Raw genomic sequence first — 13850 nt, 5'->3', positions numbered from 1 at the left:
CGTCCGGGACTCACAGCCACAGATCGAGGTCGGTCACGTCGTCGTGTTCACGGACCAGCGGCTCGTCGAAGGTCCGCAGATAAACCTCCCCAGTGAAGACCGTTGCGGCATCGAGATGGCCGGCAAGCGCCTGACCGCTCTCCCGTGAGAGGACGGCGTGTGTGTGTGCGAAACGATCGCCGTCGAGACGGCCGACGTTCCCGACGCAGGCGGCGATCTCGAGTGGCTCGTCGAAAGTGACCGAACGATATTCGGTGTCCTCCTGGTCGTAGAACCAGACGTCCGCGTCCTGAACGGACCCCATCGCATTGAACCAGCCCGCCTCCGCGTCGACCTCGCGCGCGAGATCCTCGATCTCCGTACGCCAGTCCGCACCCGTCTCCAGGCGCGCGAGATACTCTCCCGTCGATTCGACGGATCGGTAGTTCATACGCGCAAGTGACGCGAGTGGCGTGGAAAAATCTTCGTGTCACGACCGTCGACGCTTTCGGTGGTCAAACGACAGCCACGACGCGATCGACTCCGTCGACAAAGCGTAGACCAAAAATAACTGAAATTCATAGTATATGTAATAGTATACTATTAACTGCAAATTAAATATATATTCGGTGCAGGTTGGTATCGATAGGGATCGAACTGATCCGAACAACCGAGCTAAGAATGTCATCAAACCGAACTGAACCACCGCCGAGAGGATCCACGTAGTCGGGATAAACGGACTGAAAAACGTATAAATACCCAATCTCACTTCTCATGATCACACACCGCTTCGAGATCGAGGCTTCGATCGGTCGTCATCAAGTCCCACTGGGTTGGTATGAATGACGTCGAGAATATTTAACATATAAATTTGGTATATTAGGTATAATAATTTAGATAAGAAAACGATCTTAAATCCTATCGATCCAAAACCTAAAGCGGTATTGCCGAGACGACGAACTTTGCCAAAGGTCGGTCACGGCGAGCACCGTCCGAGTACCGCCCGAAGCGACCCGAATCGATCCCAAGCGATTCGTCGAGATCATTACGGTTCGCCTCCGACTCTCGTGTTCGATATTGTGGAACAGTTGGGCGAGAGAATCGAACGGCATCGATAGTTTTAATGTTCCGCTACGGACCCTATCGATCGTATGTCAGACGTACGGATCACCGACGTGGAGACGTATATCGTCGCGAACCCATGGAAACCGTGGGTGTTCGTCGAACTCGAGACGGACGCCGGGATAACCGGGCTGGCGGAGGCGACGACACACGACAAGCCACGGACGATCGCGGCGGCGATCGACGAGATGTCGAAATACTTCATCGGTGAGGATCCCTTCGACACCGAGAAGATCTGGCTGGAGATGTACCGCGACGAGTGGTTCTCGCGGAACGTCGTCAACACGACCGTCTGTTCGGCGGTCGACATGGCCTGCTGGGACATCAAGGGCAAGTTGCTCGATGAACCCGTCTACGACCTGCTCGGCGGACAGGTCCACGGCGACGAGCTGCGCGCGTACGCCAACGGCTGGTACACCGACACCGAGGGCGAACCGGAGGGCTTCGCGGAGGCCGCGGAGGCGGTCGTCGACGATGGCTACGACGCCATGAAGTTCGACCCGTTCGGAACCGCCTGGCAGTCCATGTCCCGAAAGGACATGAACCACTCCATCGATATCGTCCGGGCCGTCCGCGAGGCGGTTGGCCCCGATGTCGATCTCCTCATCGAGGGCCACGGCCGCTTCTCAGCCGGACAGGCCGTCGACATCGCTCAGAAGCTCGATGAGTTCGACCCGACGTGGTTCGAAGAGCCGTGTCCCCCGGACTCGTTCAACAGCCTCGCCGAGGTCGCGGACAAGTCCCCGATCCCGATAGCGACCGGCGAGCGTCACATGACCAAACACGACTTCTTCGAGCTCGTCACCCGGACGGACATCGACGTCTTCCAGCCCGACCTGATGAACACCGGCGGCATCACCGAAGGTAAGAAGATCGCTGGGCTCGCCGAAGCCGACCACGTCGACATCGCGCCCCACAACCCGCAGGGGCCGGTCGCGGGCGCGATCTACTCACACTTCTGTACGTCCATTCCGAACTTCCGCATCCAGGAGATGTTCCAGACCTACGACGTCGAGTGGGTCGACGACCTGCTCACCGAGCCCCTGGAGGTCAAGGACGGCTTCGTGCAGGTCCCCGACGGTCCCGGGTTCGGCATCGAACTGGACCACGACGTCGTCGAGGAGCACGCGTACACCGAAGATCGAGTGCACACGATCAACCTCTTCGAGAAGGACTGGGAGAAACGCGAGGCCGACCGCCGATAGTCGCTCGCGAACGTCACACCGGCGCCTCGGACGTGTGGAAACCCTTTTGCGAGCCCCCGAGAATCGAACGATATGTCACTTGCCGACTGGATGCACGGCTACGACGCACGAGACTGGCAGACGACGACGGAGGGGACCGTCAGGTATGCGCTCATCGGACTCGGATGGTGGACGACTGACGTCGCGATGCCGGCCATCGAAGAGTCGACGCTCGGCGAGACGACCGTCCTCGTGAGCGGCTCCGGCGAGAAGGCCGATCGACTCGCGGAACGTCACGACGTCGACCATGGCATCACGTACGACCAGTACCACGACGGCGTGGCTGCCGACGCCTACGACGCGGTGTACGTAGCGACGCCGAACGCCTTCCACCGCGAGTACGTCGAGACGGCCGCGGAACGCGACAAGGGCATCCTCTGTGAGAAGCCGATGGAGGCCACGGTCGAACGGGCCGAGGGACTCGTCGAGGCGTGTGAACGCGCCGACGTTCCGCTCATGGTCGCCTACCGGATGCAGACCGAACCGGCCGTCAGGCGGGCCCGGGAGCTCATCGAGGAGGGAGTGATCGGCGAGCCCGTTCAGGCGTACGGCGACAACACGCAGCCGCTTCTCGAAATGATACCCGACGCCGACCAATGGCGTCTCACACCGGATTTGACGGGCTACGGGACATCGGTGATGGATCTCGGCATCTACTCGATCAACACGACGCGGTACCTCCTCGATCGCGAGCCGCTTTCGGTCCAGGCGAACATGGCATCCGGACACCCGGCATTCGAGGGGCTCGACGACGAACGCTCCTCGTTCCTCATGGCCTTCGAGGACGACATCCAGTTCGTCTCGACGGCCTCACAGCGCGCTCACCAGGACACGCAATTGAAGATCACTGGGACGGACGGACAGATCGAACTTCGCCCCGCATTCCACGGCGAAGCGGCCCTCCGCGTCGCCGCCGACGATCTCGAACTGGAAATCGCCCACGAGACGAACGACGAGGTCGACGAGATGCGAGAGGAGTTCGACTACTTCGCCGACCGAATGTTGACCGGCGCGGAGATCGAACCCGACGGCCGTCACGGCCTCCGAGATCTGGAGATCATCGAAGCCATCCATCGGTCGGCCGAAGTCAAAGAAGCGATCGACGTCAGTCGGTAAATCGCTGGCCGGTCAGTTGGCGTCGGTATTGACCGCGTCGGCAAGCGATCCGAGATGTTCCGTACAGAGGCCGACGTCGACGCCGAGAGTGACGTACTGGACGCCGGCGTCGATCCACTGGTTCGCGATCTCGGGTGTATCGGCGAAGGCGCCGACGACGGTGTTCGCCTCGGCGGCGCGGTCACAGACCTCCCGCATCAACGATTCGACCTTCTCGTGTGTTACCTGTCCGGGGATCCCGAGCGACTGCGAGAGGTCGTATGGACCCAGGAAAACGGCGTCGAGACCCTCGACCGAGAGGATCTCCTCGATATTCTCCACGCCGCGTTCCCCTTCCACTTGAACCATGAGGAAGACGTCCTCGTTCTGGTCGTCGGTGTAGGTTTCGCTGCCCCAGTAGTCGCCGGCGCGCACGTATTGTGAGAGGCCACGACTGCCGATCGGATCGTAGCGGGCGGCCTCAACCGCACGCTCTGCGCCCTCGCGTGTTTCGACCTGGGGAACCTGGACGCCCGCGGTGCCAATGTCGAGCGCGCGCTGGATCTCGGCCTCGCTGTTCGTTCGGACCCGAACCATCGGCGCGACGCCACGGTTCTGGGCGGCCGCCGCGAGATCGAGAGTCGTCTCGGCAGTGAGCGGGCCGTGTTCTTGGTCGTAAATGACGTAGTCCATTCCGGCGACGCCGATCATCTCCGAGACCATCGCCGAATCAAGCAGTTGGAAGGTCCCGACGACCGTCTCACCGTTCAAGAGCCGCTCCCGAAAGTTCGTCTTCGGCATACAACGACGTGCTATTCGTTCGTATAAAGGTCTTGCCGTCCCGGGGATCGTGCCGTCGAGCGGCGGTAGCTGTCGATGGCAGGCAGTACGGATTTCCCGGAAGGAGACGGTCCGTTCGACGCTTACGAGTAGGTGACGTTGAGCTCGATCACGTTGACGGTCTCAAGGACCTTGTTCGGAAGCGTCTCCCGGAACCGATCGCCCTGGATCCGGTTGGAGGGACCCGAGACGCTAATGGATCCGAGCACGCGGTCGTCATTGCTGAGGATCGGGGCGGCGACACAGCGGAGTCCTTCGATCCGTTCCTCGTCATCGAGTGCATACCCACACTCGCGGATCCGATCGAGTTGGGAGTAGAGTTCCTCGCGGCTCGTCACCGTGTTCGGCGTGACGGGCTCGAAGCCAACCTGTTCGAGAATCGACTCGACGCGAGACTCCGGGAGGTGGGCGAGAATACACTTGCCAAGCGCCGTACAGTGAAGCGGGACGTTCGTTCCGACGTGCGCTTCGACCTTGACCGCCCGCGAGCCGCTGGCACGCTGGAGATAGGTTCCGGTGCCGTGCTCCTCGACGAGAAGGTTTGCAAGCTCCGTAGTTTCCTCGGCGAGCCGCTCGACTTCCGGTTTGGCGATCTCGTAGATCTTCCGTCTATTGCGGACGTAGGCACCGAGTCCGAGGAACCGAACGCCGACGTGGTACTGGCCGTCCTCCTTGGTGAGATAGCCCATCTCCTCGAGCGTACTGAGGTAGTTGTGGGCGGTGCTTTTCGGGACGTCGAGATGAGAGGCGAGGTCGGAGACGCCGGCCCCGTCGAGGTCCTGAAGCGACTCGATTATCTCGAAGGCCGTTCGGACCGAATTGATCCGATTTCGCGCCGGGTTGCTCATGCGGAGGAGTCGTCCCTCACTGAGATAAACGTTTTTCCACATTATCGGACGGTCGATTCGATCGGACTGACTCGGAATCGACCCAGAATCGCCCCGGATCCGAATCGTCTCCGGTAAATTCCCGACCATCGAGCCGGTCGCGTCGACCATCGCTAACGACCACGTCGAGTTGGATCCCACCCAGACATCCCGGGATCGATCGGTCCACAACTCGTTCGGAGATATTGAACGAACCCGAGACGATATCCGCGGTGAGACGGGGTCAGACTGGCTGTGAGGGCGGAGCGACGACGATGTCCCGTCGAGAGCGCCTCGTCCGGAGCGACGACCCGAGACGGACGGCTCATCGAGAGTTCGAGAGGAGAAAACGATCGTGCGAGATGGTAAAACGAGAACTATCGAAACGATCAAAGCCCATCGGAACGAGCAAGGCCCCAAACGAATGACGTCGACGACGGCATTCATCGGAGAAGTGGACATCGATCGCCGCTTGAACTCCGGACGTCCCGCCGGATCGTGGGAAAATACTTACAGCGGTATGGGTGTAATTCAAAATTCGGTACGGAGGCAAACGGAAGAGCATCTGATTCGACGGAATAGACAGGTGAATATAATAACTGTATCTTTGATACGATTGGGTTCTGATAGGGCCGTGGCCGGGCGGCATCGGCTCGACCGTTCCGTTTTGGATCGAGATTTTAACTACAGAATCGAGATATGGGTCCAGGAATCTTCGATTTCCGAACGCTAGATAGAACATACCGAATTGCAATTCCGATACGAAATCCGATCGAAATGGAATGTGTGAGGTCAACTCTAGAAATATAACATATAAGCAATTTCTATACGATATACTATTCCACTACTATTCGAACGGATCGACGCGACGAACTCGACACCCCATCGCGATCGAGGGGATCTCTCTACTCGGAGTTCTCGTCCGGGCGGGGCCGTTGGACGACGAGTACGGGCCCCAGGAACCGCTCTGCGATCTGGTCGGACGGCATCCCGAAGACGAAGGTCGTCACCGACGGATCGGTCTCACCCATCACGACGGCATCGTAGGACTCCGCACGGTCCGAGAGTTTCGCCATCGGCTCGGACGCCGCGTCGATGATGGTGTCGATCGACGACGGCGACAGACCGTAGTCGACGAGGCGAGTCAAGACGTCGTCCAGCAACGTCTCGACATCGGCATCATCCTCGGACTCCCCGCGAACGTGATAGAGAACCACCTCGACGTCCGTGTCGGCGAAGAGTCCGGCGGTGAGCCGGGCGATCCGGTCGAGGGTGACCCCTCCGCGAATAGCGACCAATACCGACTCGAGATCGGCGATGGCATTCGGAACCAACACGGCGAGACAGTCCTCCTCGTAGATCACGCGATCGATCGTCGCCTGGTCCTCGTGGGTGAAGACCAGCCGAACGTCGACGTCGGCTCCCGCCCGCGAGAGCGTGTCCGCGAACTCATCGAGTTTGTCCATCGCTCGATCGCCGAACTGCTCACGAGCCTGGTCGGTGGCGGTCTGATCGGGGATCAGGTGATATCCGAGCAAGACGACGTGGGCGTTCGCGAGCAGCTCCGGGGTGCCCTCGGGGAGCGATTCACCCTGCAGGACGCGAACGGGAAGAAGGACGGTTGGTCGATCGCTGGCCGCCATCTCAAAACGCCCCCTTGAGCTCGACGTCCCGGGCATTCATCCGATACCAGAGGTACGAAGCGATCATGATGACGACACCGATCGCGATCGAAGAGGGTTGCATGAACACGATGAGTCCGAAGCTCGTGACCGCGCCAGCCGCTGGAAGACTCCACGATCCGGGGCAACGGAAGGACGGGTCATACCACGACGGGGACTCTCGTCGCAGTTTGATAAGGGTGACGCAGATCAACCCGTACATCACGAGGTGCAGCACCGACGCCACCTCCGCGAGCAACGCCACCTGCCCCGTGGCAGTCAACACGACGATGGGGCCGCCGGCAAGAGTCAATGCGATGTGGGGTGTGCCATACCGGAGGTTGATCCGACTGGCGGTCATCGGGAGGATCCGATCACGGCTGACGGCATAGACCGCACGCGAGGAGCTGAGTATGGAGGCGTTCGCGCTGGAGAAGGTCGCCAACAACCCGGCAAACAGGATCACGACCGCGCCGGGGAGACCGACGAACTCGCGGGCGACCTCGACCATCGCCGTCTCACCGAATTCACCGAGCCGAGCGCTCCCGAACGCGCTCGTGGCGACGAATATCGTGACGACGTAGAGAACGCCGACGACGATGACCGATCCGACCATCGCCAACGGCAGGTTTCGACCGGGATCCTCGATATCACCGGCGACCGTCGCCACCTGCGCGAACCCGAGATAGGAGGTGAACACGAGCGCCGCCGTTCGGAACACGGGGAGAATACCCCCGGGAGGAAAGAACCGCTCAGGAACCGACTCGCCGCCGAAGACGCCGAGCGCGTCGAGGCTCCCGTATCCGAGAAACAGGGTCAAGATCACCAACAGGAGGACCACGATACCGTTTTGCAGCACGGCCGTGTTTTCGGTTCCGAAGAGGCTAAGCACCGTGAGGCTGACGCCGAAGGCCACGCCGAGCACCGGCGCGGGGTCGATCGGTACCGCGATCCCGACCTCCAGGAGAACCTGTCCGGCGTAGTTTCCAAGCCCGACGAGATAGAACGCCGAGGCGAACACCAATCCGATCCAGAGGCCGATCCCGACGACAGCCCCGGCCGCGGTTCCGAGCCCGCGCGAGATGTAGACGTATCCACCGCCGCTTCGGGGCATTGCGGTTGCCAATTCGGAGGTCGGAAGCGCAACCAACAGTGCCACCACGGCACCGATAGCAAACGAAAGGGACGCGGCCGGGCCGGCGTTTTCGGCCGCCAGCCCGGGAAAGACGAATATCCCGGCGCCGACCATGGTACCGATCCCGATAGCAAGCCCACCGACGAGTCCGATCGTCCGTTCGAGTTCCCCCGTTTCGGCATCGACGTCGTGATCGATCGACGGAACGGGAGCCTCGTCCATGGGCGGGCCATCGTCCGGACGCCACAAATAGCCATCGGGCGTCCGATCTCCGTGAAACCACCCGTCGACGGTCCGCTATTCCCCGGAGAGGTGGCCGGGATTCCAGTCGCCCTCGAACTCCTCGTGGAGGAACGGCTTCGCGTCGTCTCCGGCGTACGTGCCGACCACCTGTCCGCTCCCCTCAAGATGATACTTATAGGTAGTGAGTCCGTCGAGTCCGACCGGCCCCCGGGCGTGGGTCTTCCCCGTGCTGATGCCGACCTCAGCGCCCAGTCCGAACCGATACCCGTCGCTGAACCGCGTCGAGGCGTTATGAAACACGCTCGCAGAATCGATGCTCCGCATGAACGTGCTGGCACGCGCCGCGGTCTCGGTCACGATCGATTCGGTGTGTTTCGAGCCGTACGCGTTGACGTGATCGATCGCGTCCGTAAGCGAGTCGACGATCGTTATCGAAAGAATGAGATCGCCGTACTCACTCGACCAGTCCGCCTCCGTCGCCTCCTTCATCTCGACGATCGATCGGGCCGTCTCGTCGCCGCGCAACTCGACGTCCGCCTCACGGTAGCGTTCGGCGACGACCGGCAGGAACTCCTCGGCCACCTCCTGGTGAACGATCAGCGTCTCCACGGCGTTGCAGACGGCCGGATACTGAACCTTCGCGTCGTAGGCGATCTCGGTCGCCATCGAGAGGTCAGCATCTCGGTCCACGAAGACGTGACAGACCCCTTCCGTGTGGCCGAGGACGGGGATGCTCGTGTTATCCTGAATGTAGCTGACGAACTGTGAACTCCCTCGCGGCATGAGGAGGTCGATGGAGTCGTCCATCCCGAGCATCGTGTCGACGTCCTCGCGCGCCTCGATGAGCTGTGCCCATCCAGTGGGAACCCCGGCAGTGGCTTCCCGAATGATCTCATAGAGCACGCGATTCGAACTGCTGGCCTCGCTTCCCCCCTTCAGGATCACCGCGTTTCCGGACTTGAGACTGAGCGCGGCGATCTGAACGAGCGCGTCGGGACGGGACTCAAAGACCGTCCCGATGACGCCGATAGGGACCGACACCTTGTACAGTTCCAGTCCCGAATCGAGGCGTCTCGACTCAAGCGTGCGATCGAGGGGATCCCCCTGATCGGCGACGCTTCGGACCATGTCCGTGATGCTCTCGAGTTTGGACGCGGAGAGTTCGAGCCGATCGACGAGTGCCCGCGTGTACTCACCCTCCGCGAGCCGTTCTTCGGCTTCCTCGACGTCGGTTTCGTTGGCATCGAGGATCCGCTCGCGTTCGGCTTCGATCGCGTCCGCGATGTCGTAGAGCGCCGCGTTCCGTTCGCTTTCGGGGAGTTTCGCCAGCTCCAGGGCTGCCGACTGTGCCTCCGAGACTTTCGTTTCCGTGGATTTGTCAGTCATCGTGATCTCCGTTTACGGGAACGAATATGGTTCCGACCGGTTTGCCAATGGCGATCCGTTCGAGGACGTCCGGTTCGTCCGACCGTGCGATGATGGCGGGAATGCCGTGCTCGCTGACGGTGCGAGCGCCCTGCACCTTCGTTCGAATGCCGCCGAATTCGCCGGACGCGCTCTCGTCGATGATCGATTCGACCGCCGAGTAATTGCGCTCGATCGCCTCGATGCGTTCCGCCTCGGGATCCTCCTTTGGATTGCCCGTGTAGACGCCGCCGACGTCGGTGAGCGTCACGAGCAGGTCGACGTCGACGCCGATGCTGACCGACGCCGAGAGCATGTCGTTGTCGCCGATCCGGATCTCCTCGGTCGCGACCGCGTCGTTCTCGTTGATGATCGGAACGACGCCCCACTCGAGGAGCGTCTCGATCGTGTTTCGAAAGTTCGTGAACCGTTCGGGGTTCTCGAGGTCGTGTTCGGTCACGAGTATCTGTGCCACCGTTCTGTCGTAGCGTTCGAAGCTTTCGGTGTAGCGCCGCATCAGATGGCTCTGTCCGATCGTCGACAGAGCCTGTGACTCCTCGATGGTCCCACCGGTCTGACCGATTCGACCCTTCCCGGCGCCGATGGCGCCCGAGGAGACGACGATGACGTCCTTGCCGCGATCGAGAAGTGAGACGACGCCGTCGACGAACGTATCGAGTTTTTCGTCGTCGAGGTTGGACTCGTCATCCGTAAGCGAGTTCGTTCCCGCCTTGACGACGACGCGATCGGCGGCTGCCGCGAGACGCCGTGTTCGCTCGACGACGTCGGATTCGACTGCCTTAATCATGCTCGAACTCCTCGGCAAGCTCCCGGGAGCGCCGGGCTGCTGCCGACAGCGCCTCCTCGACTTCCGCCTCGAGGTCGCTGTCCCAGAGGACCTCCATGCCCTCGATCGTCGTGCCCTTGGGCGAACAGACCGCGTCGATAAGCTCGTCCACGCTTCGATCGGAGCGGAGGACGGTCTCCGCGGCCCCCTTGACGGTCTGCGCCGCAAGCACCTCGGCGTCGTCGGATTCGAGTCCCTCCTCGACGGCCGCGCGCTTCATCGCCTGCAGGAAGTAGAACACGAAGGCGGGGCCGCTCCCGTTGAGGGCAGTAGCCACGTCCATCCGTTCCTCATCGATCTCAACGAACTCGCCCAGATCGTCGAGGAGAGCGCGCACGTCCTCATCGACCTCGTCCCACGTGACTGCGGCCGCCATGTCCGCGGTTTCGGCCGCGAGGTTCGGCATGATGCGAACGACGGTGGCGTCGGTTCGCGCGTCGACGAAGTCGATCGGGACGCCCGCGGCGACAGTGACAAGCGTCTGGTCCGCGGACAGATCGAGCGAGTCGAGGACGGTCTCCACGATATCCGGCTTCACGGCGACGACGATCACATCGGACGTCGCCGCCTCCTCAATATCCGTCGTCGTTTGCTGACAGTACGGCTCGACCCGATCGAGGGCACTCTCGTCGATGTCGTAGGCGGTTACGTCGTGATTCCCCTCCTTCGCGAGTCCGGTGATGAGGGCGCTTCCAAGGTTCCCACATCCGAGGATGGTTACGTCGACCATTGTATCGTCTCTACCACGTAGATGTGGAGACGGGAATATACCGACGTTGGTTTGGATTCACGAATACGACCGCAACGAACCACACGGGAAGAAACGGCGGCACGTCGAGTATAGAGCGGTCTGTGAGTGGCTCCAGAAAATTGCGGACGCCAACCACCACGAACCCCAGAAGATATCGCGACATGAGATATATCGAGAAGAGGATCGACACGGGAAAGATCGCAGCTCGATCGAGAGGATCAGAGAGACGTCGGCGACTCACAGGGACTCGATCGAGTGAATCCGTTTCGATCATGAACCGTTCGAATGCAATGGTAAGCGATCACGTGAGAGAGTGGCTGAGTGGCACTCGTCGAGCAGGACGTCGATCGTTTCGAACACACTGGGCAGACCGAAGTCTGCGAAAGCGTGTTCCTCCGCGATGGTTACGAACGGACTGGGGATCCAGTCCGCCTGACGACGTCACTGGAAGTGCCGGACAGTGCGATGGGGTGGCTGAATGGAGTTGATGGTGGTGGCTGAATGGAGTTGATGGTAGTGGCTGAATGGAATCGATGAGTAGAGTGGCTGAATGGAGTGGCTGAAGGGATGAGTAGCAGACGAGTGGAATCGAAGATGAAACGTCGGTGGCCCAAATAAATCATATATCGCGATATAGAATGGCAGATCGGCCGGATGACGACCCCTCGATTCAAGACGATGGCTCGCCGATCGGTTTCCGTGAGGAACGAAACGACCGGCCACGGGAAGGCAGTCCTCTCGGAGGACGGCGTCGAGTTCGACGCGCGCGATGCCGCACTCCTGCGGACGATCGGACGATCGGGATCGATCGCCGCCGCCACGGCCGACCTGGAGCGGTCTCGAGCGCGCGCGCTCGCGCGTATCGAGACACTTGAGGCGGCCTTCGGTGATCTGGTCGATCGAACGCGCGGTGGCCAGGGCGGCGGGGGAAGCCAGTTGACGGAGAACGCCCGGACACTGTTGGCCCGTTACGAGCGATTGCGTGCCGCGCTCACGGCGGCTGCGCAGGTCCCCGAGACGGTCATCGAGGGCGTCGTGACCGGAACCAGCGGTGAGATCGTGACCGTCGAGACCTCGATCGGCGACGTGTGTGGACTCGGCGGTGACGTGACGATCGACGATCGCGTCCAGTTGCGAATCGGTGCGGATGCGGTGACCCTCTCCGCGATTACGGAGACGCCCGAACCGGACGCGACGAGCGCCCGCAATCAGGTCGACGGGCGGGTGACGGCCGTCGAACGGGGAGAGACGATCCGGACGATCCACGTCGACGTCGACGGCGCAACGTTTCGAGTACTCGTGACCGCAGAAAGCGTCTCGCGACTCGACCTCTCCGTCGGGCGCTCGGTGTGTCTCACCTGGAAGGCGACGGCGACGCGGGTAGTTCCATTTCGGCCGGAAGTCAACCGTGGACCGGCAACGAACGCCAGCTCAAAGCCGAAGTAACTGGGCGTGACGCGTCCCGTCGAATTCGAGGACCGCCTCCTCATCGACGAGTCCGGCCTCAATGGCGACGCCGACCGCCTCCTCGCCGACGAGGTTCGCGACCTCTGCCCGCTGAAGACCGGCGATGACCTCCTCGTCCGTCGCCTCGACGGCGTCGGGGCCGGCGTAGAACTCCTCTTCGACCGTGAGCGACGCGGCCCCGTTCTCGAAGGTCTCCCCGAGACAGTCGGGATCACACACCGAAACGAGCACACCCTCAGGGGTGTCCCGCTCACGGAGAAGCATCTACAGCCCTCCGAACTCCGAGTCGAGTCCGCCGGCGTCGCCGTCGGGAGTTCGGTTCTCACTCGGACCGCCCCGGCCGTGCTCGTCGACGAGTTCCCGCTCGCGCTCCTCGCGGAGTTCCTCGGCCTTTTCTGCGACTTCCTCGGCCTGCTCGTACTCGTCGGCCTCCTCGAGGGCGCGAGCCTTCTCCTCGAGAACGTCCGCGTTCCGGTGGCCGAGACGGATGGCGTTGTCGAAGGCGGTGACCGCGTCCTCGGCGAGACCCCGTTCGACGAGGAAGAAACCACGATTGTACCATGCCTGGGCGAACCGGGGATCGATCTCCACGGCGCGTTCGGCGTGTTCGAGCGCCTGCTCGTGGCGACCGAACTCCCAGAGCGCGTACGCGAGGTTGGTCTCGGCGGTCGCGGCGTGCTCTGAGTCGTCGTCTATTCGCAACGCCCGACGATAGGCACCGATCGCCTCGTCGTACTCCTCCAGTTCGGCGTGTGCTGCGCCCTTGTTGACGAGTGCCTCCTGGGCGGCAAGCGAGTCCTCCTCGGCGAACATCACCGCTCGCTCGAAGGTTTCAGTGGCTTCCTCGAAGCGGTTGATGCCCATATACGAGAGCCCGACATCGACGAGTTGCTCGACGTCGACCTGATCGCTTGCGATGTTTCGCCGGTCGAGTTCGTCGGTGATAACGCGGGTGTCAACGGGGTCGACCGTCATCGGGTCGGCGTTCAACTCGGGGGGATCGAGGGTGAAATCCTCGTAGTCCTCGTCGAGTCCCTGTCCCGAGGAGAACTCGTGGCCGTGATCGTCCGGCTTGTCGGTCATATGGCCCGGTTTGGCGGTCGTCGCGGGTAAGGGTTACGTCCGCCGGGGTTCGCCGATCGCCGTCCCGGCCGGCGACGAGGGAACGAGACGGGACGATCGGGCAGTCGACTTTT

General features: G+C 61.7%; 13 protein-coding genes. 3 read left to right on the top strand and 10 right to left on the bottom strand.

Going from position 1 to position 13850, the window contains the following annotated elements; translation table 11 throughout:
- Positions 1-10: 10 nt before the first annotated feature.
- Positions 11-430: a PPC domain-containing DNA-binding protein gene (locus ACERIT_RS04390; RefSeq protein ID WP_373673615.1), complete on the bottom strand. Its 420-nt coding sequence runs from the start codon at positions 428-430 to the stop codon at positions 11-13.
- Between the two features lie 700 nt (positions 431-1130).
- Between ACERIT_RS04390 and ACERIT_RS04385 the strand changes: the two genes are divergently transcribed.
- Both ACERIT_RS04385 and gfo6 read left to right on the top strand, forming a co-directional pair.
- A complete protein-coding gene (locus ACERIT_RS04385; protein WP_373673613.1) occupies positions 1131-2306 on the top strand; it encodes a mandelate racemase/muconate lactonizing enzyme family protein in 1176 nt (391 codons plus the stop codon).
- A 72-nt stretch (positions 2307-2378) separates the two neighbouring features.
- The gene (gene gfo6 / locus ACERIT_RS04380) at positions 2379-3461 is read left to right on the top strand and encodes a D-xylose 1-dehydrogenase Gfo6 (RefSeq protein ID WP_373673612.1); all 1083 of its coding nucleotides are present in this window, start codon (positions 2379-2381) and stop codon (positions 3459-3461) included.
- Positions 3462-3473: 12 nt separating this feature from the next.
- Here the strand turns inward: gfo6 and ACERIT_RS04375 are convergent, their stop codons facing one another.
- From ACERIT_RS04375 to proC, 7 genes are all read right to left on the bottom strand, one after another.
- A complete protein-coding gene (locus ACERIT_RS04375; protein WP_373673611.1) occupies positions 3474-4241 on the bottom strand; it encodes an HpcH/HpaI aldolase/citrate lyase family protein in 768 nt (255 codons plus the stop codon).
- Positions 4242-4363: 122 nt separating this feature from the next.
- Complete coding sequence (locus ACERIT_RS04370; protein ID WP_373673610.1) at positions 4364-5128, bottom strand: IclR family transcriptional regulator; 765 nt, start codon at positions 5126-5128, stop codon at positions 4364-4366.
- A 923-nt stretch (positions 5129-6051) separates the two neighbouring features.
- On the bottom strand, positions 6052-6789 hold the full coding sequence (locus tag ACERIT_RS04365) for a universal stress protein (protein ID WP_373673609.1): 738 nt from the start codon (positions 6787-6789) through the stop codon (positions 6052-6054).
- Between the two features lies 1 nt (position 6790).
- Positions 6791-8164: an APC family permease gene (locus ACERIT_RS04360; protein WP_373673608.1), complete on the bottom strand. Its 1374-nt coding sequence runs from the start codon at positions 8162-8164 to the stop codon at positions 6791-6793.
- Positions 8165-8239: 75 nt separating this feature from the next.
- Complete coding sequence (locus tag ACERIT_RS04355; RefSeq protein ID WP_373673607.1) at positions 8240-9571, bottom strand: glutamate-5-semialdehyde dehydrogenase; 1332 nt, start codon at positions 9569-9571, stop codon at positions 8240-8242.
- Positions 9564-10397, bottom strand: coding sequence for a glutamate 5-kinase (proB, locus tag ACERIT_RS04350; RefSeq protein WP_373673606.1), 834 nt, complete (start codon positions 10395-10397; stop codon positions 9564-9566). The genes ACERIT_RS04355 and proB overlap by 8 nt, the downstream gene beginning before the upstream one ends.
- Positions 10390-11166 (bottom strand): pyrroline-5-carboxylate reductase, encoded by a 777-nt coding sequence (gene proC / locus ACERIT_RS04345; RefSeq protein ID WP_373673605.1) that lies wholly within the window; start codon positions 11164-11166, stop codon positions 10390-10392. The genes proB and proC overlap by 8 nt, the downstream gene beginning before the upstream one ends.
- A 699-nt stretch (positions 11167-11865) precedes the next feature.
- Between proC and ACERIT_RS04340 the strand changes: the two genes are divergently transcribed.
- Complete coding sequence (locus tag ACERIT_RS04340; protein ID WP_373673747.1) at positions 11866-12633, top strand: TOBE domain-containing protein; 768 nt, start codon at positions 11866-11868, stop codon at positions 12631-12633.
- Here the strand turns inward: ACERIT_RS04340 and ACERIT_RS04335 are convergent.
- Complete coding sequence (locus tag ACERIT_RS04335; protein ID WP_373673604.1) at positions 12619-12918, bottom strand: DUF424 domain-containing protein; 300 nt, start codon at positions 12916-12918, stop codon at positions 12619-12621. The genes ACERIT_RS04340 and ACERIT_RS04335 overlap by 15 nt on opposite strands.
- Positions 12919-13737, bottom strand: coding sequence for a tetratricopeptide repeat protein (locus tag ACERIT_RS04330; protein WP_373673603.1), 819 nt, complete (start codon positions 13735-13737; stop codon positions 12919-12921).
- Positions 13738-13850: the final 113 nt, after the last annotated feature.

Origin of the sequence: Halopenitus sp. H-Gu1 (genome assembly GCF_041821145.1) — an archaeon.
Taxonomy (GTDB): domain Archaea; phylum Halobacteriota; class Halobacteria; order Halobacteriales; family Haloferacaceae; genus Halopenitus.
Note: the sequence above shows the minus strand (reverse complement) of the source record. Positions and strands in the feature narration are given on the sequence as shown.

Coding starts and splice junctions, on each gene's coding strand:
- ACERIT_RS04390 (WP_373673615.1), bottom strand. CDS start 430: ATGAACTACCGATCCGTCGAATCGACGGGAGAGTATCTCGCGCGCCTG.
- ACERIT_RS04385 (WP_373673613.1), top strand. CDS start 1,131: ATGTCAGACGTACGGATCACCGACGTGGAGACGTATATCGTCGCGAAC.
- gfo6 (WP_373673612.1), top strand. CDS start 2,379: ATGTCACTTGCCGACTGGATGCACGGCTACGACGCACGAGACTGGCAG.
- ACERIT_RS04375 (WP_373673611.1), bottom strand. CDS start 4,241: ATGCCGAAGACGAACTTTCGGGAGCGGCTCTTGAACGGTGAGACGGTC.
- ACERIT_RS04370 (WP_373673610.1), bottom strand. CDS start 5,128: ATGAGCAACCCGGCGCGAAATCGGATCAATTCGGTCCGAACGGCCTTC.
- ACERIT_RS04365 (WP_373673609.1), bottom strand. CDS start 6,789: ATGGCGGCCAGCGATCGACCAACCGTCCTTCTTCCCGTTCGCGTCCTG.
- ACERIT_RS04360 (WP_373673608.1), bottom strand. CDS start 8,164: ATGGACGAGGCTCCCGTTCCGTCGATCGATCACGACGTCGATGCCGAA.
- ACERIT_RS04355 (WP_373673607.1), bottom strand. CDS start 9,571: ATGACTGACAAATCCACGGAAACGAAAGTCTCGGAGGCACAGTCGGCA.
- proB (WP_373673606.1), bottom strand. CDS start 10,397: ATGATTAAGGCAGTCGAATCCGACGTCGTCGAGCGAACACGGCGTCTC.
- proC (WP_373673605.1), bottom strand. CDS start 11,166: ATGGTCGACGTAACCATCCTCGGATGTGGGAACCTTGGAAGCGCCCTC.
- ACERIT_RS04340 (WP_373673747.1), top strand. CDS start 11,866: ATGGCTCGCCGATCGGTTTCCGTGAGGAACGAAACGACCGGCCACGGG.
- ACERIT_RS04335 (WP_373673604.1), bottom strand. CDS start 12,918: ATGCTTCTCCGTGAGCGGGACACCCCTGAGGGTGTGCTCGTTTCGGTG.
- ACERIT_RS04330 (WP_373673603.1), bottom strand. CDS start 13,737: ATGACCGACAAGCCGGACGATCACGGCCACGAGTTCTCCTCGGGACAG.